17 protein-coding genes are annotated in these 24,350 nt (G+C 52.3%); 12 read left to right on the forward strand and 5 right to left on the reverse strand.

What is annotated here, in order from left to right:
- The first annotated feature begins 3 nt into the window (after positions 1-3).
- From D6851_RS01810 to D6851_RS01845, 8 genes are all read left to right on the forward strand, one after another.
- Complete coding sequence (locus tag D6851_RS01810) at positions 4-1,677, forward strand: TonB-dependent receptor (RefSeq protein ID WP_147395404.1); 1,674 nt, start codon at positions 4-6, stop codon at positions 1,675-1,677.
- Between the two features lie 20 nt (positions 1,678-1,697).
- Positions 1,698-2,837: an XrtA/PEP-CTERM system-associated ATPase gene (locus D6851_RS01815; RefSeq protein ID WP_120323146.1), complete on the forward strand. Its 1,140-nt coding sequence runs from the start codon at positions 1,698-1,700 to the stop codon at positions 2,835-2,837.
- Positions 2,838-2,917: 80 nt separating this feature from the next.
- Positions 2,918-3,763: an XrtA system polysaccharide deacetylase gene (locus tag D6851_RS01820; RefSeq protein ID WP_238473920.1), complete on the forward strand. Its 846-nt coding sequence runs from the start codon at positions 2,918-2,920 to the stop codon at positions 3,761-3,763.
- A complete protein-coding gene (locus D6851_RS01825; RefSeq protein WP_420797072.1) occupies positions 3,760-4,815 on the forward strand; it encodes a FemAB family XrtA/PEP-CTERM system-associated protein in 1,056 nt (351 codons plus the stop codon). Before D6851_RS01820 ends, D6851_RS01825 begins: the two co-directional genes overlap by 4 nt.
- Entirely contained in the window at positions 4,812-6,044 is a 1,233-nt protein-coding gene (locus D6851_RS01830; protein ID WP_120323148.1) for a TIGR03087 family PEP-CTERM/XrtA system glycosyltransferase, read from the forward strand. The genes D6851_RS01825 and D6851_RS01830 overlap by 4 nt, the downstream gene beginning before the upstream one ends.
- A 3-nt stretch (positions 6,045-6,047) precedes the next feature.
- The gene (gene xrtA, locus D6851_RS01835; RefSeq protein ID WP_120323149.1) at positions 6,048-7,607 is read left to right on the forward strand and encodes an exosortase A; all 1,560 of its coding nucleotides are present in this window, start codon (positions 6,048-6,050) and stop codon (positions 7,605-7,607) included.
- A gap of 11 nt (positions 7,608-7,618) precedes the next feature.
- Positions 7,619-9,511 (forward strand): XrtA/PEP-CTERM system amidotransferase, encoded by a 1,893-nt coding sequence (locus D6851_RS01840; RefSeq protein ID WP_120323150.1) that lies wholly within the window; start codon positions 7,619-7,621, stop codon positions 9,509-9,511.
- A 231-nt stretch (positions 9,512-9,742) separates the two neighbouring features.
- Entirely contained in the window at positions 9,743-10,708 is a 966-nt protein-coding gene (locus D6851_RS01845; protein WP_120323151.1) for a crotonase/enoyl-CoA hydratase family protein, read from the forward strand.
- A 49-nt stretch (positions 10,709-10,757) separates the two neighbouring features.
- On the opposite strand, the gene D6851_RS01850 is transcribed toward D6851_RS01845, so the two are convergent.
- The 4 genes from D6851_RS01850 to D6851_RS01865 form a co-directional block, all read right to left on the reverse strand.
- On the reverse strand, positions 10,758-11,459 hold the full coding sequence (locus tag D6851_RS01850) for a pirin family protein (RefSeq protein ID WP_120323152.1): 702 nt from the start codon (positions 11,457-11,459) through the stop codon (positions 10,758-10,760).
- A 68-nt stretch (positions 11,460-11,527) separates the two neighbouring features.
- The gene (gene zapE, locus D6851_RS01855; protein WP_120323153.1) at positions 11,528-12,655 is read right to left on the reverse strand and encodes a cell division protein ZapE; all 1,128 of its coding nucleotides are present in this window, start codon (positions 12,653-12,655) and stop codon (positions 11,528-11,530) included.
- Between the two features lie 19 nt (positions 12,656-12,674).
- Positions 12,675-13,145, reverse strand: coding sequence for a PaaI family thioesterase (locus tag D6851_RS01860; protein ID WP_238473890.1), 471 nt, complete (start codon positions 13,143-13,145; stop codon positions 12,675-12,677).
- Between the two features lie 5 nt (positions 13,146-13,150).
- Entirely contained in the window at positions 13,151-13,933 is a 783-nt protein-coding gene (locus D6851_RS01865) for a succinate dehydrogenase iron-sulfur subunit (protein ID WP_120323154.1), read from the reverse strand.
- Between the two features lie 914 nt (positions 13,934-14,847).
- On the opposite strand from D6851_RS01865, the gene D6851_RS01870 reads away from it, so the two are divergent.
- Both D6851_RS01870 and D6851_RS01875 read left to right on the forward strand, forming a co-directional pair.
- On the forward strand, positions 14,848-15,324 hold the full coding sequence (locus D6851_RS01870) for a MarR family winged helix-turn-helix transcriptional regulator (RefSeq protein WP_183029943.1): 477 nt from the start codon (positions 14,848-14,850) through the stop codon (positions 15,322-15,324).
- 336 nt (positions 15,325-15,660) lie between these two features.
- Entirely contained in the window at positions 15,661-17,163 is a 1,503-nt protein-coding gene (locus tag D6851_RS01875) for a S10 family peptidase (protein WP_120323156.1), read from the forward strand.
- 164 nt (positions 17,164-17,327) lie between these two features.
- Here D6851_RS01875 and D6851_RS01880 read toward each other — a convergent pair whose 3' ends face one another.
- On the reverse strand, positions 17,328-20,192 hold the full coding sequence (locus tag D6851_RS01880) for an Rne/Rng family ribonuclease (protein ID WP_120323157.1): 2,865 nt from the start codon (positions 20,190-20,192) through the stop codon (positions 17,328-17,330).
- Between the two features lie 480 nt (positions 20,193-20,672).
- Between D6851_RS01880 and D6851_RS01885 the strand changes: the two genes are divergently transcribed.
- Together D6851_RS01885 and D6851_RS01890 are read left to right on the forward strand one after the other, a co-directional pair.
- Positions 20,673-21,572, forward strand: coding sequence for an N-acetylmuramoyl-L-alanine amidase family protein (locus tag D6851_RS01885; protein ID WP_238473891.1), 900 nt, complete (start codon positions 20,673-20,675; stop codon positions 21,570-21,572).
- A gap of 175 nt (positions 21,573-21,747) precedes the next feature.
- The gene (locus tag D6851_RS01890) at positions 21,748-24,264 is read left to right on the forward strand and encodes a penicillin-binding protein 1A (protein WP_120323159.1); all 2,517 of its coding nucleotides are present in this window, start codon (positions 21,748-21,750) and stop codon (positions 24,262-24,264) included.
- Positions 24,265-24,350 lie beyond the last annotated feature (86 nt).

Below are 24,350 nucleotides of genomic sequence, written 5' to 3' on the forward strand. Positions count from 1 at the left end.
GGGATGAGCTATGCATCTCTGACAGTCATTACTTGCGCCTGTTTGGCGATGCCTTCGCTCGCTCTCGCGCAGGATGATAACTTGTCGGAAGGGCGAGAAACTCCGGGAAGCGATAGCGGCCTCCCAGGTGCAGCATCGCGGCCGGTGGATATCAGGCCCTATATCGAAGCTGCGCAAGTGCTGAATACGGAATTGTCGCCAGGTGATGATGTGGTGACCTATACGCGGCTGGCAGCGGGCGTCGATGCACTGCTTCGAGGACGCAACACCTCAGCCGCTGTATCGCTGCGTTATGAAAGACGGATAGACTGGGGAGATAATAGCGGCAATGATGGTGACACGCTGAGCGGTTTGGCGCGTGTTTCCGCCTCCGTTATTCCGCGTACCCTGAGTATCGAGGCCGGAGCGATGGCTTCACGCCAGACCTATGGTGACAATGGTGCTGCTACTGCCGGGGGACTGGTTGATAGTGACTGGACTCGACAAATCTATTCGGTCTTTGCTGGCCCATCGTTCACTACCAATGCTGGTCATGCGCAGGTTGAGGCGGGGTATCGTATCGGATATACGCGTGTAGATGAGCCATCGGGTGTGACTGCCGCCAACAATGCGACGCTGGTGGATTCCTTCGATGACAGTGTGACCCAACAGGCCACAGCACGGATCAGTACGCGGCCGGGCAAGATATTGCCGGTTGGTTTGGGACTGACCGGTCAGTGGGCGCAGGAAGACATATCCAATCTCGATCAACGTGTGCGTAACAATTATCTGCGCGCTGATGTGACTGTTCCGATTATCCCTGAACTGGCCGTGATCGGTGGCGTGGGCTATGAAGATGTCAAAGTGTCAAGCCGTGATGTCTTGCGTGATGAGAATGATAATCCGGTAGTAAATTCCAAAGGGCGCTACGTTACCGATAAAAGTGAACCGCGCCAGATATCCTATGATGCGGATGGTCTGATCTGGGACATCGGGGTGCAGTGGCGCCCGAGTTCGCGAATGTCGTTGGAAGCCCATTACGGCCATCGCTATGATTCCAGCACCTATTATGGCAGTCTCAGTTACACGCCTGACAGGCGGAGCCATATAAATCTCTCGGTCTATGATACGATTTCAGGTTTTGGCGGCGAGCTTAGTGACGGCATAAATTCGCTATCGACTGATTTTGTCGCTTATCGAAATCCGATTAGTGGTGATTTGTCGGGCTGTGTCACAGGTGAGGAAAGCGGCGGCAATTGTTTGATTGGTGCATTGGGACCGATCCGTTCGCTAACCTATCGGACACGAGGCGCAATTTTCAGCTATTCGCTCAATCTTGGGCGAACGACGACCGGCCTTGGCTTCGGTGGTGAAAGTCGTAAATATATCACGCCGGAAGGCCCGATCTTTGCCGACTACGCTGGACTGGTCGATCGCACTTATTGGGTCTCGATCTTCGCATCACGCCAACTTGACACTCGCTCAAACTTACGTGGTGATATCTATGCCAACTGGTTAGATAGCGGTCTTCCCATGACCAGCGATGGCGTGGGATGGAGCGCATCGCTCGCCTATTATCGTAATCTGATGAACGGACTGACCGGAACCGCTGCTCTCGGGCTGGATGGTTTCACGCGCGAAGACGCAGCCGACTACCTTGTCGGTTCGGCTTTGCTGGGTTTGCGCTATTCATTCTGAAGCCCTGAGGAGATACGACTATGTTCGAAGAATTTTACGGGCTGAAAGGCAAGCCTTTTCAACTAACGCCTGACCCGGCGTTCTTTTATCGCTCCATCACGCATCGTAAAGCACTGTCCTATCTTGGATATGGCCTCGCTCAGGGCGAGGGGTTTATCGTCATCACAGGTGAGGTCGGGTCGGGCAAGTCTACGCTCGTTGCTCATTTGGTGGATACAGTCGATCCCGAGCAACTTACCGTTGGTCAGGCCTATACCGGGAAGCTGGACAGCGAAGATATTGTTCATATCGTTGCGCAAGGTTTTGGCCTTGCTGTTGAAGGAATGGATAAGACATCCACTCTCACAGAGATTGAAGCTTTCTTGCATGAAGAAGCGCGTGAAGGACGGCGTTGCCTGTTGGTCGTCGATGAAGCGCAAAATCTCTCTGTGTCGGCGCTTGAAGAATTGCGAATGCTGTCGAACTTCCAGCTCGGCAACCATCCGCTTTTGCAGACGCTTTTGTTAGGACAGCCTGAGTTTCGTAAAACGTTGCAAACCGATGCTTCGCTTGAACAATTGCGTCAGCGTGTGATCGCCGCGCATCATCTCGATGCAATGCAGGAAGAGGAACTGGAGCCCTATATGACACACCGCCTGACGCAGGTCGGGTGGAATGGATTGCCGTCATTTGAGCCCGATGTGTTCCACAAGCTTTATCGGGCCAGCGGTGGTATACCGCGGCGTATCAACCAGATTGCTAATCGCTTGCTATTGCAAGGTGCGCTTGAGGAACAGTCTCACATTGAGGGCGAAATGCTCGATATCGTGCTTGACGATATGAAGTCGGAGAAATCTGCGGAAGATGTGAACGGTGAACAGACGCCGGTATGGGAAAGCGCCAATCAGCCCGCTGCACAGCTTGATCCCAAGCTGGTCGAAGACCTTCTAACGGAACGCGATGCAAAGATAGCTGAGCTGCAAGAAGCTGTTTTGCAGCTTGCCAGCCAGCAGAAGGCCGATGAAGAGGTTATGCAGACGGTGCGCGAAAATGACGAATTGCGTCAAAAAATTGCACGCATCGAAGCTAAAATGTTCGAGCAGGAACGGACCATTCGCCAGACATTGACCATGTTGATCGAATGGATTGAAGCGGAAATGGATGAAAGCCAGGCAGCCTGATCTTCTAAAAGGAAAATCGGCTGATGAATATGGCCTCATCAAAACACCACGTACAGCACAAACAGAGGCTTGTGAGTGGTATGTCCGTGGATATCGAGGACTGGTTTCAGGTCGGTGCTTTCGAGAAAGTAATTGACCGGAGAGACTGGAACGGACTGAGCGACAGGGTCGACCGCAATGTCAGGCTGATCCTCGATCTGTTCGATGAGGCTTGCGTTAAAGCAACATTTTTCACGCTAGGCTGGGTGGCTGCGCGGCATAACTCATTGATGCAGGAACTGGTTGCTAGAGGCCATGAGGTTGCGAGTCATGGCTGGGATCATGAGCGGGTTTTCACTATGGATCGCGCACAGTTTGCGGCCGATATTGATCGCGCGCGCAAGCAGATAGAGGACGCTGGCGGGGTAAGAGTGCAAGGCTATCGCGCACCAAGCTTTTCGATCGATTCACGCACACCGTGGGCTTTTGAGGTGCTTGCGGAGAAAGGTTATCGTTATTCGTCCAGTGTAGCACCTATCAGGCACGATCACTACGGTTGGGCTGAAGCACCGCCTTTCGCCTTCCACCCACTCGAAGGGCAGGATCTGATCGAAATACCCGTAACCACAGCAAAATTGGGATCTCGGCGTCTCGGAGCCGGGGGAGGTGGTTTTTTCCGCATATTGCCCTATCATTTCAGCCGCTGGGCTATTTCTCAAAACATATATAAATTCGAGCGGCCCGCTGTGTTCTATTTCCATCCATGGGAAATTGATCCTGACCAACCACGTGTGGCTGCAGCTCCTCTGCGTTCGCGATTGCGCCACTATACCAAGCTGGAACATATGGCGGGCAAGTTGCGGCGTCTTTTAAAGGAATTCTCCTGGGGGCGCATGGATGAGTTGGCGCAGGTGGAAAAAGCACGGCTGGAAAGCGAGGCCGTGTGAATTTCCTGATAGCTGAAGGCGGCGCGGTGTTACGGGAAGCCGTTTTGCACGACCCCCTTGAAGCTCAACGGATAGAGCAGTTTGTTGCGTCTCGTAAGGGAACGCTTTTTCAGCGTCCTGCATGGCTATTCGGTGTTGAACAAGGCACCGGACAGACGGCGCGCGGTTTGCTGCTCGAACGGAATGGTGAGGTCGCCGCATGGTTGCCAGTCAGCGAAGTGCATTCACCTATTTTCGGTCGAATGCTAGCGTCCAGCGGTTTCGCAGTCGGCGGTGGTGTGCTGGGGAAAGAAGCAGATGCGATAATTCTATGCCGTGCAGCTGAGATTCTGGCTGAGCGCTTGTCTTGTCCGACAATCGAATTGCGTGGTGGAACTGCGCCGAAGAACTGGAGCTGGCGCCGCGAAAGCCATTGCGGTTTCGTTCGCCTTCTGGCTACTGATAATGAAGCGCAGTTGATGGCCATTCCGCGTAAGCAGCGCGCAGAAATTCGTAAAAGCCTGAAGATCGATTTGCAGATTACAATTGGCACTGAGGAAGAAGATCGCGCGGCTCATTATGCCGTTTATGCTGAAAGTGTGCACAATCTAGGAACACCGGTTTTTCCGCGCAGCTTGTTCGATGCCATGCTGGCCAGGCTAGATAGTGATGTCCTAACAGTATGGCATGAGGGTGTGCCTGTCGCCAGCGTTCTTTCTTTTTATCACGATGGAGCCGTGATGCCATACTGGGGTGGCGGGACATATGCTGCACGTCGGTTGCGTGCCAATGACCGAATGTACTTTGAATTGATGTGCCATGCTCGCGAAAGAGGATGTGAACGCTTCGATTTCGGTCGTTCGAAGACACAAAGTGGCCCTTATTTCTTTAAGAGGAATTGGGGATTCGAACCACAATCGCTCGCATATGCAAGCTGGACTGCACCAGGGGAAAAAGCGCGTAACGCCGATCCGACCAGCAAACGCCATGCTGCGCGGATCGCTTTGTGGAAGAAGTTGCCTTTACCCATTGCAAACCGGCTTGGGCCTTGGATTGCGAGAGGCTTGGGATGACCGGTGAAGTTCTTTTTTTGGCACATCGTATTCCCTTTCCGCCGGATCGCGGAGATAAAATTCGTTCGCATCATCTGTTGAAGCACCTGGCGCAGCTTGCCCCTGTCCATGTGGCTTGTTTTGTCGATAATAGCAGCGATATGGCGCATGAAGGCGATCTCGCTACTATCGCGAGAAGCTATCGATTGATTGATCGCAAGAAGTCGCTGCCGTTGGCGGGACTGGAAGCGTTAGTGAAGCGGGAAGCTGTTAGTCTTGCAGCATTTCGTTCTCAGTCGCTGAAAGATTACGTTGCGAAACTTTTGTCTGAGCGCCCCATCGAGACGATCTATGTTTTTTCAGGGCAGATGGGGCAGTATGTTCCTGAAGGCTTCGCCGGTCAGGTTATTCTTGATCTGGTCGATGTCGATTCTGCCAAGTTTGAAGCGTATGCTCCGGGCATGTCGCAGCCAATGCGTTGGATCAATGAGCGGGAAGGTCGTTTATTGAAAGAGGAGGAGCAGCGCTTGGTTGAAAGAGCCGATGAGGTTCTTCTTGTGAGCGATTCTGAAGTGGAGTTATTGCGCAGACGTTTGCTGGCACCGATTGCCGGTTCGAACAAAATTCGGGCGCTGAGCAATGGTATAAATTCGAATTTTTTTAATCCGGCATTGGTTGCGCCTGAGCCGGAATTAGCTTCCAGCCGTGGGCCGCATTATGTCTTTACAGGGCAGATGGATTACCCTCCCAATGTTACTGCGGCTCTTCGAGTGATTTCTCGATTACTGCCCGCCATTCGGGAGGTTATGCCTGAAGCACAATTTCATATTGTCGGTCGAAACCCTGTCCCGAAACTACGTGAGTACGATGGTGTGAAGGGGTGTCGTGTTTGGGGTGAGGTTGAGGATATCAGGCCGTTTCTTCTTAGCGCCGATTGTGTGTTGGTTCCCTTGGAAATCGCTCGCGGCGTCCAGAATAAAGTGTTGGAAGCTATGGCAATGGGCTGCGCAGTTGTACTGAGCAAACAGGCTGCCACCGGTATCGGAGCGACTGATCAACTGCACTTTCTCGTTGCTGATGGTGATAAACCATTTGTTCAGGCAGCTTTGCAGGCAGTCAAAGAGGAAAACCGAATTTCTCTAGGCGAAGCTGCGAGACATTTCGTGGTTGAAACGAAGAGTTGGCAAGCCATGCTCGAACCGCTTGCCGACCTGGTTAAAGCCGGACTTCGTAGGCGGCAAAGGCTCTGAGCCATGGCGAACGGCAGTTCGATATCACACGTCCAATTAGGTAGATTGGCCTTCATCCCAATTAAATGGCAAGGTCCACTTTTACGCCTTTTGCTGGCATGGATAGGGTTGATTGCGCTGTTTTTCCGCGATTGGGCGGTAATGGTGGGTCAATGGTGGAATTCCTCCAGCTATAACCACATTCTCCTTATCCCGCTGATCTTGATATGGCTGGTATGGTTGCGCTGGCCGGAATTGCGTAAACTGGTGCCATTCGGCTGGTGGCCGGGTCTGTTATTTCTTGCTGCTGCCGCGTTGATCTGGATGTTAGGCGCCGTGTCAGGGCTCAATCTGCTGATGCAGGTTGGCATTGTTGGCATGCTGATTGCCAGTGTGATGGTTTTTTTGGGGCCGTGTGTCGCGGCAGGATTGTTTTTTCCTCTTTGTTATATGGCGCTGCTCGTGCCCTTCGGCGAAGAACTGGTGCCAACGCTCCAGCTTGTTACCGCTCGTCTGGCTATTGCATTGACACATTGGAGTGGAGTGCCAGCCTATGTAGAGGGTGTTTTTATCGATACCCCGGTTGGGCTATTCGAAGTGGCCGAGGCATGTTCAGGTGTCAAATTCCTGATAGCGATGGCAGCGCTTGGCTTGCTGGTGGCACATGTCTGTTTCCAAAGCTGGTGGCGGCGAGTAACTTTTATGACTGTTGCAGTTATCCTGCCAATCATCGCCAACGGTGTTCGCGCTTGGGGGACAATATATGTAGCACAATTCAAGGGTGTCGAATTTGCAGCCGGTTTCGACCATATTTTCTATGGCTGGATATTCTTTGGTCTGATTATGGCCTTACTGCTCGGTATAGGATGGCATTTCTTTGACCGGCCAGGAAACGATTCTTTCATCCATGCGGAAGCCATCACTAAATCACCTTTATTGAGGCGCTTTGCGCTATGGCGCATGGCGGGATGGCGGTTATTCGCAATTTCTATGATTGTGGTTGGGAGTGTTCATCTGTGGACTGACCACATCATGCAGTTGGAAGCAGATTTGCCTGTGCAGATCAGTTTGCCTTCAGTATCAGGCTGGCACCGGGTAGATTACAAGCCGAGTGTATGGTGGGAACCGCGTGCGGCAGGCGCGGATCATCGTTTGCTTGGCAGTTATGCAGATAACAAAGGACATCAGCTGGATGTGTTTGTTGCATTGTATGCCAAGCAGGAAGATGGCCGCGAGGCAGGCGGCTATGGGGAAGGTGCGCTAACGCCCGGCACGATTTGGCGCTGGCTGGAACCTGGAGCGCCCGTTCAGGGTGCAAAGGCAGATTGGTTGCAAGCAAATGGACAGACCCGTAGACTTGCCATGACTTGGTATCGGACGGGCGATGTACTGACCGGCAGCAATTCGCGGCTTAAGCTTGCCAACATTAAGAACCGTCTGCTTGGGCGCGATAAAACGACTATGACGCTAATCCTTTCGGCGGAAGATCGTCCCAATCATTCAGCTGGTGCGGCAATAATGGCTTTTCGTGATGCGATTATGCCGCTTGAAGAATGGATGGATGATATTGCCCAGAACCCGTAAGAGACATTGATATGTGCGGCATAGCGGGTATTTTTCATTGCGGGACTGTTAAGCCCGTTGAGCCTTCTCGGGTTGAGCGTATGTGTGATGCGCTGGCGCATCGAGGGCCGGATGGCTGCGGCGTTTGGATAGGGCCTGGAGTAGGGCTGGGGCATCGCCGCCTGTCGATTATTGACCTCGCCGGATCGCCACAGCCAATGGCTTCCGCCGATGGACGAGCAGTGATTGTCTTCAATGGCGAAATATATAATTTTCGCGAGTTACGCAAAGAACTTGCTGTGAGTGGCGCCCAGTTCCGCACAGATGGCGATACGGAAGTCATACTTGCAGCCTGGCAACGCTGGGGTCCGGAGTGCCTTAGTCATTTGCAAGGCATGTTTGCTTTTGCTCTCTATGATAGCGAGCGGCGAGAACTGTTTCTTGTAAGAGACAGGCTAGGGGTGAAACCGCTCTATATCGCACATCTTAGCGATGGTAGTTTAGCCTTTGCTTCCGAAATGAAAGGACTGATGGCGCATCCGCTGCTGCGACGCGATATCGATCCCCTGGCAATAGAAGACTATATGACTTGGGGTTATGTCCCCGATCATCGCGCCTTTCTCAAAGGTGTCGAAAAGTTGCCCGCTGGACATTTTTGTTTGCTCCGACATGACGCACCGCCGGCCGCGCCGCGTTCTTATTGGGATGTATCTTTCACTGAGCGCAGCCAGCATGGCGAAAAGGAGCTTCGGGATGAATTGCTTCATATTATGCGTGAGGCAATACGTTCCCGCATGGTGGCCGATGTACCATTGGGCGCCTTTCTTTCTGGTGGGGTAGACTCTTCCAGTGTCGTAGCGCTTATGGCTGAAGCCAGCACGGATAAGGTGCAATCCTGCTCGATTGGTTTTGATGTCGGGGCGGTTGATGAAAGCCTCTATGCTCATGAAGTAGCTGAACTGTTTCACACGGATCATCATAGCCGTGCGATTAGTGCGGATCAGTTTTCCGAAATTGGCTGTCTGGCAAGTATTTTTGATGAACCATTTGCCGATGCCTCCGCGCTGCCGACTTTACAGGTTTGTAAATTGGCTCGTGAGACAGTAACAGTTGCACTCTCCGGCGATGGTGCTGATGAGGCAATGGCTGGCTATCGGCGGCAGGTCTTCCACCGGCATGAAGAGCGGTTGCGTGGTGTCCTTCCTGCCATATTGCGAAAGCGTGTTCTTGAACCCTTGGGGCGCATTTATCCTAAGGCAGATTGGGCTCCGCGTCCGTTACGCGCCAAAAGCACTTTGCTTGCTCTCGCAACTGATGGCGCGGAAGCATATGCTGCTGCTCTGTCCACTACCTCCGTTGAATTACGTAATCGCCTCTATACACATGGTTTCAAAAGAGAGCTTGGAGGGTATCGCGCGGAGGATCCGTTAATCCGGTTAATGCAGCAGGCACCTGCGCGCACTGGTCTGGACAGAGCTCAATATGCAGATCTTAAGTTCTGGTTACCGGGCGATATTCTCACCAAAACAGATCGCACCAGTATGGCGGTTGGCCTGGAGGCGCGGGAGCCTTTGCTCGATCATCGACTGATTGAGTTTTCAGCGCGTTTGCCTGATAGGATGCGGGTAAACGGAAGACAGGGCAAATGGCTTATGAAGCAGACCATGCGTGCCTATTTGCCAGATAAGATTCTGTTTCGTCCCAAACAGGGATTTGTGACGCCGATAGCTCAATGGATGCGGGGGCCACTAGTGGATGAAGTCAGGGCAATTAGCAAAAATGCACATATCGCCCAAGCAGGTTGGTTCGAGTCGCGTGAACTCGCCAGTCTTGCCGAGGATCATATTTCAGGTCGTTCAGATCATTCGCGCTTATTGTGGCAATTGCTCATGCTGGAAAAAAGCCTGACACGGCTGGCCTCTTAATCATGGCAAGAAATTGACGAAAACACGGGGCTTAAGCCTTTAAATTTTCAAATTCGGCCCGTTTTGGCACTATCTTATTCGCTCTACCGCGTATTGGTTGACTGATGCATTCGTCTGCCTCATTTTCATTATGGTAAATAATTCGTTGCGAAACTTATCAACGAATGGTTTACTTATTGTGCGCCGCAGCAGGCCAATGGGGCGGGCGCTGTTTCGTGAACTGAGGACGAGATGGATCAATTGGCAGGGCGATTGAACAGGACTGAAGTCCAGGAAACCAATTCTTCCGATAGTTCTTCTATCGGGTTTGGTGACAGAGAAGACTATTTTGTCGAAGACAGTGAAAAGCATTTGTCTATCGATAAAGAGTTATTCAACCTTAAGGAACTGGAAGTCCTTTACGAATCTCGAACACAGGCTCTTTGGACATATATGTGTCCTGAAGGGCGTCCCAGTTTCACTCCTAACATGCTGCATGATTTTGAATATTGGCAGCGTCTTATCTGCGATAGCTTCGGGCCCGGGAAAGTGCCTTTGCGTTATCTCATTCTTGGCAGCCGCTCACCGGGCGTTTTTTGCTTCGGGGGCGATCTTTATTTGTTTCAGAAGCTGATTAAGCAGCGCAATCGAGAAGCCTTGGTCCATTATGGTCATCGCTGTGTGCAGATTTTGCATCGGAACATGAAAGCGCTGGACCTGCCGATACTTACAGTAGGCCTTGTAGAGGGCGCTGCGTTAGGTGGCGGGTTCGAAGCTTTAATGTCGTTCGACCATATCATCGCCGAGCGTACAGCGACTTTTGGTCTGCCGGAGGTTTTATTCGGCCTGTTTCCCGGTATGGGTGCGCATGCTTTTCTAACACGTAAGCTCGGTGCTGCGGCGGCTGACCGTATGATTACGTCGAACCGAACCTATACAGCAGAGGACCTTTACGATTTGGGTTTGATTCATCAGATTGCCGAACCGGGAGAAGGGCTGGAAACCTGTCGCGATTTCATAGCGCGATCCGATCGGCGGCATATAGGGTTGGTCAATGCCCGTCGTGCGGCGCGCCTTGCTTCTCCATTACATGTTTCGGAATTGGAACGGATTACTGAAATTTGGGCTGATACGGCGCTCGAGTTGAGCGATCAGGATTTGAAGATTATGAATCGCCTCACCCGTGCGCAAGATCGCGTTGCGGCTAACGCTGCCTGAAAAAGAGAATAATCCGGATAAGGGCAAGTCTTTCCCGGATTATTTCATATTATCTGCTATCCACCATCACCAATTCGGCATGATCCAGTGCCTCGACGGTCAGCATGTTTTCGCCCGTTATGGCCACTCCATCGCGCGTTTCCGCTCCGATGTTATTAATCCGGATGCGTCCGCTATTAGGCACAAGATACTGATGGCGTGCCGGGTCTGCACGATAGGTGAGACGCTCTCCTGCTTTCAGTGTAGCTGCCAACACCTTGGCATCGGCCCGGATCGGGAGTGCATTATCCTTTTCCGGTGAACCGCTGGCCAGACTAACCCAATGACCTGCACGATCTTCTTGGGGAAACTGGCGTAGCTCCCAGTAAGGATCCCCTCCCGGTTGATCGGATTCGATCCAGAGCTGAAAATTAGTTTCCGGGTCATCTTGCATGTTATATTCTGCATGGACAATGCCATTGCCGGCGCTCATTACTTGTACATTGCCGGCATCAGTATGCCCAATATTGCCCATACTGTCTTTATGGGACAGGGTGCCGCTTCTCACGAAAGTGATGATTTCCATATTTCTATGCGGATGAGGGGGAAAGCCTGAATGAGGGCCTATCCAATCATCGTTCCAGACGCGCAAACGGCCCCAGCCCATTCGATCGGGATCGTAATAGTCGGAAAAGCTGAAATGATAGCGTGTATCGAGCCAACCGCCATGCGTTGCGTGCCTCAGATGGCCAAAGGGGCGAAGTTCAATCATCGATTTTCTCACTTCGGCGGGAGGTTAGCGCCGGAATTACCGGCAATTTGGGCGGTTTAATCTAGTTTTTAACCATCTTCGCCATGACCAGCGGCCATGTAATCCTCGCTCTGCATTTCTTTCAGTCGACTCACTGTGCGCTCAAACTCGAAACTACCATCACCTGCCTGATACAGATCTTCGGGTTTTGAAGCGGCAGTGGCGAAAAGTTTGACGTGATTTTCATAAAGCGCATCAATCAAAGTGACGAAACGGGCAGCTTCATTCCGCATATCCGGGCCCATTTGCGGAATGCCGACAATAATAACCGTATGATAAGCTTGCGCGATAGCCAGATAATCTGATGCGCCACGAGCTTCGCCGCATAGCCTTTTGAAGCTAAAAACACCGACACCCTTTAAGCTTTTGGGGACGTGTAATTTCCGATTTCCGCCAAGATCCAGATCTGCAGAAGGAACATTAGCAGCATCTTCCGGAGCATAATCGGTGAGCCGAAAGAACGCTTCACGCACCTGAGCTGTCGCTTCATCCCCTAAGGGTGTGTGCCATGTGGCCAGACCTGCAAGACGGTCCAATCGATAATCGGTCGGCCCGTTGAGTTCAATTACATCGAGTTCTCGCTGGATCAGGTCAATAAAGGGAAGGAAATGCTCCCGATTAAGACCGTTGAGATAAAGGTCGGATGGAGCGCGGTTAGATGTGGTAACCACGACAACATTCTCATCGCAGATGAGAGCGCTAAACAGTCGGCTCATGATCATTGCGTCTGCCGAATTGTTTACCACCATTTCGTCAAACGCGAGCACACGCAAATTCTGCGCTATAGCTTTAGCGACAGGCGGGATGGGGTCGCCAGTTTCGCTTCTACGGGCAGCGCGTAGTCGCTGGTGTACTTCCAGCATGAACGCGTGAAAATGAATGCGGCGCTTTTCAGTAATGGAGAGCGTGTCGTGGAAGAGATCCATCATCATGCTTTTACCGCGCCCAACGCCGCCCCACATGTAAAGCCCTTGAAGGCGAGAGGATTTTTTATTGCCGAACAGCTTACTGAGAAAACCACGATCAGTAATAGCGTTGCTCTGTTCAAGTTGATCCTGCAAACGAGCTAGTCGAGAGACGGCGGCCTGTTGTTCTGCATCAGGACGCAACTCACCTGCTTCGATCAGCCTGTGATAGCGTTCCAGTATTCCACTCATCCGAAAGTCTCGCGTTGATTCACTGGCCGGTCTTACGGACAATTCCAGAGAAAGAGGCAATCAGGCCGTGCTCCTGTTCGACCTGCCCGCGGATAAATACAAGGCGGCCCGTTTCACGAACAATTTCACCGACAGCATCGAGTGGTTGCTCAAGCTGCCCCGGGCCGACGAACTGGTTCGATAGTTCCAGTGTCACAGCACCGCCGACGGGCTGGTCGGCAAGGACTCTCCAGGTGGTGAAAAGAGAAATGTCGATCAGCGCCATGATCGTGCCGCCGTGAATAGTTCCCATCGGGTTAAGATGACGTTTGAGCGGGATCATGCGTAATCGGGCATGACGATCATCATCACGCCTGAGCATCATTTCACCCATCACTTCACGATTGAAGTGATTATCTTCATCTTTACCTAACTGCCATTGCAGCCAGCCAGGCCGATCGGGATGGGGGGCAAGCTGCAGCCCACTGGTATCGCCGGGAACACTGGACACGGTCTTCAGGCTTGCCGTTCGACCTGCATCTTCTTGATTTCGGCAATTGCCTTGGCAGGAGATAGACCTTTAGGGCAGGCATTTGCGCAGTTCATGATCGTGTGGCAACGATAAAGGCGGAAGGGGTCTTCCAGATCGTCAAGCCGTTCACCAGTCATTTCATCGCGGCTATCAGCCAGCCAGCGATAGGCCTGAAGCAAAATGGCCGGGCCGAGGAACTTGTCGGAATTCCACCAATAGCTCGGGCAGGATGTGGAACAGCAGGCACATAAAATGCACTCATAAAGGCCATCGAGCTTGTGGCGTTGATCGGGGCTTTGCAGGCGCTCTTTGCCCGAAGGTGTAGTCGAAACCGTTTGCAACCATGGCCGGATCGAGGCGTATTGAGCGTAGAAGTGTGTAAAGTCGCCCACCAGATCCTTGACCACTTCGAGATGTGGCAGCGGCGTGATCTGAACGTCGCCTTTAAGGTCTTCGATTGCAGTAGTGCAGGCAAGACCATTCTTGCCGTTGAGATTCATCGCGCAGGATCCACAGATGCCTTCCCGGCAGGAACGGCGAAATGTGAGTGTTGGATCGATTTCATTTTTAATTTTGATCAGTGCGTCCAGAACCATTGGGCCGCAGGCGTCAAGATCGATCTCAAATGTATCGTAACGCGGATTCTCACCTGATTCCGGATCCCAGCGGTAAATCTTGAATTTGCGGACGCGGCTGGCGCCTTCGGCCGTGTGATGATGGCCTTTGCCGGTGATTTTGCTGTTTTTCGGGAGAGAAAAAGTTGCCATGTTTCGATCCTGCGCTTGTATGCGCCCTATCTAGCCAATTTGAATTATGCTGCAAGCGCGAGAATGCCTGCGCATTTGGAGGCCTCTATGACGCCGCGCGGCTGTCCATGCAAACGGCAATCTTAATTTGATGGTTGATTTGATCCAAAATTGACCGAATTTTTGCTTTCTGATGCCAAAATTCGGCAAAAGAAGTGCAACGTAAACGCCCGTCCATTGGCTCAATTATGCTGATCGTGTCGACTCGGGGAATAAGTTGGCGGGAAAAATCGCCGTAACGTGTATTAGAGAGCGCAGCATATACAGGGTTAAACTGAACTACGCTCTATCGCGTATTCATTGGTTTTGGTGCTGCCTTAGCGGGCTCAGCAGAAGTGATCATTTTGTTGGCAGCTCTTTAAACAGGTCGTCAGTATGGAAAATCCTGTTTCCTTTGTGGAATTTTGCGGAGAGTGTGTGCATGCATAATTCCGTCATTTCCACCCAGATTGAACGTATTGAAGAGTTCCGGACCGAACCGACGCTGAAATGTTAGCCACGCTCTCCCAAAGCAGGCAGCAATGTAAGTGATCGAAGGCACGGCTAAATCGGATATATTTTCATCCCCGATATGAGTTTGATCGCGAATAGCTAGGACCGCGTTATCGGGACATGCTTTTTTGACCAGATCCTTGCCGGATGGTTCAGAACGATCTGTTTCGAGCAGCTCGGCATCGAAGAAGGGGGCTGACCGGCGCTCTTACTTTCATCTTCAACCGTTCATGGTAAGTTTAATTTAATTGGCAAGCTAATAATAAGACTGACTATGTCATCATATGTCATATAGCTAATTAATCGAATGCTTTCGTTTTGAACCGCCGAAAGCAGAGTGCTGAGCCATGTTTCTGTGGGGGCGAACTGTCAGGAGGCCCGGTATGGACGGACAATTGGAAGATGTTTGGAAAGGATATGAAAACTTCCCTCCAGATATTCAGCTCACAATTTTTTTGGTTTTGTCTGCCAGACGGTGGCGGGCTGAGCTCGATGGGCAATTGCGTCTGATAGGTCAGAATTCGGCGCGAATGGAAACGCTATGGGCGATCAGCCGATCACCGCAGGATAGTACGCAGACTGAAATTGCCCACAATATTAGAGTTGAGCGTGCAACGCTTACCCGTATGCTGGACGGACTTGAAAGCGAAGGGTATGTTAAACGCCTCCCACAGCCTGCAGACGGACGATCTAAATATATTCGTGTGACTGAGGAAGGGGAGCGGGCGCTGGCAAAAATTATGAATATTGCCAGCCCACTTCGTCACGCCTTGCTTGAAGAATTGGGACCAGACGAATTGGATCGCGCGACCCAATTTCTGGTTGATCTGGTGAATCGAATTGATGATCTTGGGCTGTAAACTCGATATTTCCTGAATTCACTCACGTTGAATCTCAGGCATCCGGCAATCCGACACGGCAAACGACAGTCGTGATAAACATCGTTTGGTTATCGTAAATCGCACTATCACTATTCTCTAACAGTCCACAATTATTGTCGTGAATGGTTGAGTGTATGGGCAGGCCGAAGGACTTTCTATGGCTTCTCTTAGGGGCTTGCCATCATAGCTAAAGCGATGCTCTTGATATGTCGATGAAGCACAGTGGTAAGAGTGCCTGTAAAGCCCTTGCGGCATGACATTGTACCGTCTTTAAAGACGGTAAATCGTTTCATATCGACACCAAAGGATTATGCTATGCGGATCGTGCTGCCAGCTTCTCTGGCTCTGCTTCTTGTTTCTACCGCCCCAGCTTGGGCTGCCAGCACGCCAAATTCCGCGAATTCTGTGCAAAGCGATAAGGGGCAGGCACAATTCGCACCGTTGCCCGATGACAAGTCCATCAAACAGACTGCGATGATCGGCGGCAAAAGCATCACTTATACAGCTACGGTTGGCTCGCTTCCGGTGAAGGATAAGAAGGGCAAAACGATCGGAGAAGTTGTCTATACTGCTTATACTGTACCCGGTGCCGCACAGAAACGGCCCGTGACTTTCGCGTTCAATGGTGGGCCGGGAGCGGCCTCTGTCTATCTTAATCTCGGAGCCATCGGTCCGAAAAAAGTTAATTTTGGCGCGAAAGGGGACGTGCCATCCGATCCGGCCGTATTGCAAGATAATCCCAATAGCTGGCTCGATTTTACCGATCTGGTGTTTATTGATCCAATTGGGACAGGCTTTTCACGTAGCCTGGTGGATGAGGAAAAGACCAGCCAAGCATTCTATACAGCCGATTCAGATATCCATTACCTCGGTCGCATCGTTTATGACTGGCTCGTCAAGAACGATCGGCTGACCAGCGCCAAATATCTGGTGGGTGAAAGCTATGGTGGATATCGTGTGCCGCGTCTTGCCTATTACTTGCAGACGCAGATGGGAGTTGGAGTTTCGGGTATGACGCTGGTCTCACCCTATCTTGACCCGCCGGCCATTGGACAAGATGATGCGCTGTCACCTCTGCCATGGATGATCAATCTGCCAAGTATGGCTGCAGGGCATATGGAGCGGCAGGGCATACCTCTTAGTCAACAGACTATGGCTCCGATAGAGAAGTATGTGCGTACGCAGTTTGCGCAGGATTTTCTTGCTGGATTGAATGATAAGGCGGCAACGGCACGTTTGTCTGCCGAAGTGGCTGAATTGACCGGTCTTGATCCCGCGCTTGTCAAACGCATGAACGGCAGGATCGATATTGGCACCTATCTGCGGGAGATTCGTCGTGATCAGGGGCTGATCGGCTCCGTTTATGATTCTAATTATACCGCCTATGATCCTTTTCCATCCAAGGCAGATGCGCAGTATAATGATCCGCTTTTGACCACTCTGATCGCACCGACGACTTCCGCGATGGTCGATTTCGTCACAAGGCAGGTGGGATGGAAAATCGATGCATGGTATAATGCTCTGTCTTATGATGTGAACCGTGCCTGGGATCGTGACGATACGGATAGCCCAGTCAGCGATCTGCGTCAGGCCATTTCAATTGATCCGAAGATGGTGGTCAATATCGTGCATGGCTGGAACGATTTGTCCTGCCCCTATTACGCATCTCGTCTGATTGTTGCACAAATGCCTGATTTTGGCGTCCAAAGCCGCGTCAATCTGCATATGTATCCGGGGGGGCACATGTTCTATTCACGGTCGGATAGTGGAGCAGCCATGCGGCAGGATATTCTGGCCAGTTATCAGCGTCAGGAGTGAGAATCCGGTCCAATAGACATTGTTAAAGCAATCATTCGCAAAGCTATTGCTGTTTGCGATTTTGAACGGCGTCAGGTCTGAATAGCTTTTCCATCTGCGCCTAGAGATGACTGTTGAACAGAGAAAACCCCTCCTCTGACTAATCCAGAGGAGGGGTTTTGTGATTAGTTACCGAATGTACGTTGCCACCATCCTCGACGAGGAGGGCCCGAAGTGTCGCCACCTTCCACCTCGATAGAAGGAGAATCTGACTCATTCTCCGTATTGCCAGTTTCTTCAGCAGCACTATCTGTCGCTGGGGCCGGGCCTGTCGGGCTTTCCGGTACAGGCGGAGACTCATTATTTACGGCCTCACTGCTTGTAACAATCTGTTCTTCAGTTGCCATATCAGCAGCATGTTTATCCGCTAATGCTTCGTTTCCATCAGCAGCAGGTTCAGCCTTTTTTCGGCGAGTGCGACGTTTCGGTTTGGGAGGAGCCTCTTCTGTCGTTTCCGAAGATACTTCACTGCCTTCCTGACCTGCTACGGATGTCTGCTCGGAATCGGTTTTTTTTCGGCGTGTCCGGCGTTTGGGCTTAGGCGTTTCTTCCTCAACTTTTACAGCGCCCGTTTCCTTTGTGTCTAGCTCTGCCTCTGCAGGTGTCTCAGTCTTCTTGCGGCGAGGGCGACGTTTAGGTTTTGGAGCTTCTTCCTCTTCAGTTTCAGCCATAGGAGTATAGGAGGGTGCTTCTTCTGGCTTGGCGGCGGTAACAGTCACGTCACTATTGAGTCGTTTAGGCTCATCGGCAGGGACATCACCTGCTTCTGAGAATACCTCCTCTGAGACTTCGCTAGATACCGTATCATCGGTATCTTCGAAACTTTCTGGGCTCTCCTGATCGTCCCGCTTCTTGCGGCGACGGCCTCCACGGCGACGGCGCTTCTTGGGTTTGTCTTCCGCATCATCTTCAGAAGCGATTTCGTTGTCGGGTTCACTATCCTCTTCGGAATCCGCTTCATCCTCGGAAGAATTGTCATTGTGATCCTGTTGCTCGTCTATGTCAGGCTGCCGCTTCTTGCGACGACGGCCTCCACGGCGACGGCGCTTCTTGGGTTTGTCATCCCCATCCTCATCTTCGACATAGTCGCGTGCATCGCTGCTGTCTTCTTCCTCATCATCGTCGATGATAGGATCGAATTTTGGCGTGGAAGAGGGGCGAGGGCCAGAGCTGGCCACGCGCATTTTTGCCCCTTCATCTTCGCCTTCAGGGATAACTTCAACGCTAACGCCGTAGCGTCTTTCAATCTCGGCCAGGTCGGCGCGTTTGGCGTTAAGAAGATAGACGGCTGCTTCTGTGGAGGCGTAGAGTGAAATAATCGTGCCCTTGCCCTTAGCCGCCTCATCTTCAATCACACGCAGAGCCGAAAGGCCGGCGCTGGAGGCGGTACGGACGAGCCCAGTACCATCGCAATGTGGACAGGAGCGAGTTGTTGCCTCGAGCACGCCTGTTCGCAAGCGTTGACGGCTCATTTCCATCAGCCCGAAGCCGGAAATCCGTCCGACCTGAATTCGAGCGCGGTCATTCTTGAGGGCATCTTTCATGCAGCGTTCGACCTTACGGACATTGGAATTGTGTTCCATGTCGATGAAGTCGATCACGACTAGCCCAGCCATATCACGCAGACGCAACTGTCGGGCAATTTCCTGCGCAGCTTCGAGGTTAGTAGACAGCGCTGTTTGCTCGATGCCGTGTTCCTTAGTGGACCTTCCGGAGTTGATGTCGATCGAGACTAGCGCTTCGGTTGGATTGATGACCAGATAACCGCCGGATCTGAGCTGGACTACCGGATCATACATCGCAGAAAGTTGATCTTCCGCACCATAGCGCTGAAACAGTGGTACGGGATCGGCATAAGCTTTTACGCGTCGGGCATGACTTGGCATCAGCAGTTTCATGAACTGCTTGGCGGCCTTATAGCCTTCCTCTCCTTCGACCACGACTTCTTCAATTTCACGATTATAAATATCGCGGATCGCACGCTTGATGAGATCGCTGTCCGAATGGATTACTGCGGGTGCTGTTGAGGTCATTGTGCGGCTGCGAATCTCGTCCCACAGGCGGGCGAGATAATCGAAATCGCGTTTGATTTCAGTCTTGGTGCGTTGCAGCCCAGCCGTGCGGACAATCAAACCCATGCTGCGGGGCAATTCCAGCGAGGAGACAATCTGCTTCAGCCGCTTGCGATCCGATCCGTTAGAAATCTTGCGTGAAATTCCGCCACCATGGCTGGAATTGGGCATCAGCACGCAATAGCGACCAGCTAGGCTAAGATAGGTTGTGAGAGCCGCTCCTTTATTGCCACGCTCTTCTTTGACGACCTGAACAAGCAGAACTTGCCGCCGATGAATAACATCCTGAATTTTATAACGACGGCGCAGGGCCTGGCGTCTGGCACGCAGATCGTCCATTTCCTTGCTGCGTGACCCGCCTTGGCGGCGGCCGCGACCACGCCGGTTGCGGCCACGGCGCGTACGATTGCCGTTGTTTTCTTCGGATTCGCCTTCCTCTTCATCTTCAGAGTCGCTGGCTTCATTATCCGTGTCACCGTCGACCTGACCGTCTTCTATAGTGGCGACATCATCTTTTTCCGAAGTGTCGATTTCCTCGACACCGGGCGCATCGTCATCCTGATCGTCATCGCTATCATCAACAACATCGTCGTCGTCTTCGCGGGCTCGCAAGGCGGCTTCTTCATCAGCATGCGCCTGCTCTTCTGCGAGTAAAGCGTCGCGATCTTCTTTCGGAATCTGATAATAGTCGGGATGAATTTCGCTAAACGCCAAAAATCCGTGACGATTGCCTCCGAAATCGACAAAGGCAGCTTGTAAAGAGGGCTCGACCCTCGTTACCTTGGCCAGATAAATATTACCTTTGATCTGCTTGTGTTCAGCAGATTCAAAGTCAAACTCGTCAATGCGGTTGCCTTTGAGGACCGCCACCCGTGTTTCTTCCGGGTGGCGCGCATCGATTAACATGCGCGTTGCCATTCATTATTCTCCGGGCGCGCGATGCCCTTGCTGGCCTATATGCTGCCGAGATACAGAACCCGGTGCTTATCCTTGAGGGGAGAGCGCGCGCAAATGTGTGAGTTCCGCAAGACAGGAGACGATATGCCTTGTCGTTGGCGGAAATGTTAAAGGCGCCACGGTCCGACCGGACAGTGGCGGAAGGAAATGTTTCGACCGATAAAAGAAGGCGCAGGGGTACTGTCCGCGCATCAGCCTGGGTCACTGCCGCTGCGCAAGCTGCTAGCTGCGGCGGGAGAAACGGGCTGGAACTTCTCATTATGGCATCAACCTGTACGTAAAACCGGGTATGTTATCCCGGATCAAAGCCGGACGCTTTGTTGCCCGGTATGCAATTGCTAGCATCGACTTGAAAATCGAGCAACCTTGTTGCGCGCCTTGGTAAAATTACCTTATCAAAACGCGTCTTTTTTGCCCTGCTTGTCGTTTAAGGCGCATTGAATGATGTATCGCTGGCCTAAAATAGCCATTTTGCTGGGAGGGCTCATAGGTGTTGGTGTATTTTTTGCCCTGGCATGGTGGCTGCTGTTGTCGTCTAAGCCCATTCCTGATTACGTGCTGCGTATAAAATTGCCTCATGCAGGTAAAACGGTTGGTCTGCCGCATATAGAAGGGGCTGAGAGTCCCGCTGCACCATTGGTTGTGATCGATCCGGGACATGGCGGATACGATCCCGGGGCGTCGGGATCAGGGCTACAGGAAAAAGCTGTGGTGCTGCGATTGGCTCAGGCTTTGCGTAATGCTCTCCTTGAGCAGGGCGGTGTACGTGTGGCTATGACCCGACGTGATGATCGCTTTCTTGTTTTGGATGAGCGGGTTGCGATTGCTCGTGATTTAGGAGCGAATTTGTTCATTTCCATTCATGCGGATTCTGGTGGTTCGGATGAGGAATTGAGTGGAGCGAGTGTCTACACTCTATCCAATGAGGCATCGAGTGAAGCCGCCGCTCGCTTTGCTGTGCGTGAAAATGAAAGTAATATCGTCAATGGTGCCTCGCTGGACGGGCGAGACGATAAGGTCACTTCTATTCTTGTGGAGCTCTCCCAACGCCAGACTCAGGAAAATTCGGTTGAACTAGCTGAGCTGATCTTGCGCGAAGGGAGAGGGCAGCTTGATTTTTTGTCCAGTCCAAGACGGTCGGCGGCGCTACGTGTGCTGCGTGCGCCCGACATCCCCTCAGTGCTTTACGAGGCAGGGTTTATTTCCAATCAGGATGATGCGGCGCATCTTGCCTCGGCGGAAGGTCGAAAGACTATAGCCGATAGTCTGGCACGTGCTGTCCGGATATATTTTATTCGACATTCATATCAGCAAGATAGCATTGTCGAGAATGCAGGCTGAGCATTATGTCAACTGCGGGATAATTGAAGTGGGAAATGGAAAACTCGCTGAGCCTGGTTGCTCGACTTGTCTTTGCTAGTGCCTTGGCCTGAAAGCTGCGGTTGTAGAGGCAAATCTATCCACAGGCCGCTTCATTCTGGCGCGAGACAGAAATTGCGTGCTAAGGGCTCCGACCATGTCCGATAAAGAACTGAGCACCGGCGAGTATTTTCGCTATCGTATTCGGCGTGACACGCGTGGTGTCGTGAGCTTTTGTGCCCGGAACTGGCGGGAACGTCGTCTGTTTCGCTGGGGCGCGGTTCTATGTGCTCTGGGGGTACTTGGACTGATCGCCGGCTGGATTTTGATCGCTCGCGATTTGCCGGATGCCGAAACACTGCTCGACTACGAACCGCCTTTGCCGACTATGGTGCGTGGGATTGATGGCGAGATTGTGCATAGTTTTGCCCGTGAGCGGCGCGTACAGCTTCAGTTTCAGGACTTTCCACCGCAATTGGTAAATGCTTTCACATCGGCGGAAGACAAGACTTTCTGGACGCATGGCGGCGTCGATTTCACCGGCCTTGCCGGTGCGGTAGTGGATTACGTCAGTAAGCTGGGGTCGGGCGAGCGCGCACGAGGCGGTTCGACGATTACGCAGCAGGTCGCCAAGAATATTCTGGTTGGCAATGAATATTCGATCACCCGCAAACTGCGTGAAATGATTTTGGCGCACCGAATTGAAGGTGTGCTGACCAAGCAGCAAATTATGGAGCTTTATCTAAACGAGATTCCACTCGGTCGGCGCAGTTTCGGGGTTCAGGCCGCAGCGCGTGCTTATTTTGACAAGGATGTAGGCGATCTGGACCTACATGAAATGGCTTATCTGGCAGTTTTGCCCAAAGCACCGGAAACCTATAGCCGCAAGCAGCACTACGATGCTGCTCTGGAGCGACGTAATTGGGTGCTTGGTCAGATGGCTGAGAACGGCCATATTACAGAAGCGGAAGCGGCGCGGGAAGAAGCCAAACCGCTGGGCTTGGTCGATCACGCCACCCCGACGCGCTCCGCCGATGCCGGCTACTTCCTGGAAGAAGTGCGCCGTCAGCTCATGGCGAAATATGGTGAGACGGCCGAGGATGGGCCGCATAGTGTTTATGCAGGTGGCCTGTGGGTACGCACATCGCTGGATACTGAATTGCAGAAAGCTGCGCGGGACAGTTTGCGTGCGGGTCTATTGCGTTATCACGCCAATAGAGGGTGGCGCGGGCCTATTGCCACGATCAATTTCGACGATGGCGAATGGCGTAGTCAACTTGCCAGTTCATATTTGTCAATCAATTATCAGGACTGGCGTGTCGGTGTGGTGACGAAACGTAACGGGAATTCTGCGACTATTGGTTTTACCGATGGCAAAGAATACCCTCTTACCAATTTACCCGACGCTTTAAAGCCGGGCGATGTGATTGTCGCTTCGCCAAAAAATAACCAGTATCGCGTGCGTACGGTCCCCGAAGTTTCCGGCGGCTTCCTTGCCCAAAATCCCGCCACAGGCCGTATTCTCGCAATGCAGGGAGGCTTCGATTTCCGGCTCGGTTCCTTTAATCGTGCTACGCAGGCAGACAGGCAGCCGGGATCAACGATCAAACCATTCGTTTACGCCACCGGTCTCGATAATGGCTTCACGCCCGCCACCATGGTCCCTGATAAGACCTATTGCTATTATCAGGGCTCCAATTTGGGTGAAAAGTGTTTCCGTAACTATGGCGGTCGTTCAGGCGGTGAACATACGATGCGCTGGGGGCTTGAACAGTCTCGTAACCTGATGACGATCCATGTGGCGATGGACTCGGGGATGGACAATGTGGTGAAAACGATCGATCGCGTGGGGATCGGCAAATATAAGCCTTATCCGGCCTTTGCTCTTGGCGCAGGAGACACGACCGTTTTGAAGATGGTCAATGCCTATTCCGCTCTTGTCGATCATGGTCTTCAGCATCAGCCTACCGTGATCGATTATGTGCAAGATCGCCATGGCAAGGTCATCTGGCGGGCCGATACGCGTGATTGTACCGGCTGTAATATGGATGAATGGGACGGCAAACCGATGCCGCGTCTTGCCCAGAAGGGCGTGCAGGTGCTCGATCCGCGCACAGCCTATCAGACGGTGCATATGCTCGAGGGCGTGGTCCAGCGTGGTACTGCCGTTGTCTTACGAGATTTAGGACTGCCCTTGTTCGGCAAGACAGGAACGACCACGGGGCCGACGAATGTCTGGTTTGTCGGCGGTTCGCCCGATATTGTCGCTGGCGTCTATATGGGTTTCGACCAGCCGCGTAACATGGGTGGTTATGCTCAGGGAGGGACCTATGCAGCGCCTATCTTCAAGCAGTTTGTCAAGGAAACACGCGATAAGTGGAACGGACGACCGTTTCTGGCGCCCGAGGGCATTCGAATGGTGAGGATCGACCGGCGAACCGGGCATCGTGTCTTCGATGCCTGGCCAAGCGGAGAACCATTGGCTTCGGTTATCTGGGAAGCCTTTAAACCCGATACGGAACCTCGCCGCAATGCCCGACAGGATGAGATAGATGCCTTGCGTGAGCTGGTTATTGCGCAATTGCGCCGACGTGAAGCGCGGGCAAAGGCGGATTCGAGTTCCAACGGTAATGCGCCGGGCAATTTTGCAGAGGAACAGGGTGGAATTTACTAGAAATCCGGAATTAAAGTTGAAGTGAGGGTTGGTATGTATCGTCACTCCTTGCTGGACTTCGTCTCTGCAGGAGTCCATCATAAGGA

It is taken from the genome of Altericroceibacterium spongiae (assembly GCF_003610805.1).
In the GTDB taxonomy this organism is placed as follows: Bacteria; Pseudomonadota; Alphaproteobacteria; order Sphingomonadales; family Sphingomonadaceae; genus Altericroceibacterium; species Altericroceibacterium spongiae.

Coding starts and splice junctions, on each gene's coding strand:
- D6851_RS01880 (WP_120323157.1), bottom strand. CDS start 20,192: ATGGCAACGCGCATGTTAATCGATGCGCGCCACCCGGAAGAAACACGG.
- D6851_RS01875 (WP_120323156.1), top strand. CDS start 15,661: ATGCGGATCGTGCTGCCAGCTTCTCTGGCTCTGCTTCTTGTTTCTACC.
- D6851_RS01815 (WP_120323146.1), top strand. CDS start 1,698: ATGTTCGAAGAATTTTACGGGCTGAAAGGCAAGCCTTTTCAACTAACG.
- D6851_RS01890 (WP_120323159.1), top strand. CDS start 21,748: ATGTCCGATAAAGAACTGAGCACCGGCGAGTATTTTCGCTATCGTATT.
- D6851_RS01870 (WP_183029943.1), top strand. CDS start 14,848: ATGGACGGACAATTGGAAGATGTTTGGAAAGGATATGAAAACTTCCCT.
- D6851_RS01845 (WP_120323151.1), top strand. CDS start 9,743: ATGGATCAATTGGCAGGGCGATTGAACAGGACTGAAGTCCAGGAAACC.
- D6851_RS01810 (WP_147395404.1), top strand. CDS start 4: ATGAGCTATGCATCTCTGACAGTCATTACTTGCGCCTGTTTGGCGATG.
- zapE (WP_120323153.1), bottom strand. CDS start 12,655: ATGAGTGGAATACTGGAACGCTATCACAGGCTGATCGAAGCAGGTGAG.
- D6851_RS01820 (WP_238473920.1), top strand. CDS start 2,918: ATGTCCGTGGATATCGAGGACTGGTTTCAGGTCGGTGCTTTCGAGAAA.
- D6851_RS01865 (WP_120323154.1), bottom strand. CDS start 13,933: ATGGCAACTTTTTCTCTCCCGAAAAACAGCAAAATCACCGGCAAAGGC.
- D6851_RS01830 (WP_120323148.1), top strand. CDS start 4,812: ATGACCGGTGAAGTTCTTTTTTTGGCACATCGTATTCCCTTTCCGCCG.
- D6851_RS01840 (WP_120323150.1), top strand. CDS start 7,619: ATGTGCGGCATAGCGGGTATTTTTCATTGCGGGACTGTTAAGCCCGTT.
- xrtA (WP_120323149.1), top strand. CDS start 6,048: ATGGCGAACGGCAGTTCGATATCACACGTCCAATTAGGTAGATTGGCC.
- D6851_RS01850 (WP_120323152.1), bottom strand. CDS start 11,459: ATGATTGAACTTCGCCCCTTTGGCCATCTGAGGCACGCAACGCATGGC.
- D6851_RS01885 (WP_238473891.1), top strand. CDS start 20,673: ATGATGTATCGCTGGCCTAAAATAGCCATTTTGCTGGGAGGGCTCATA.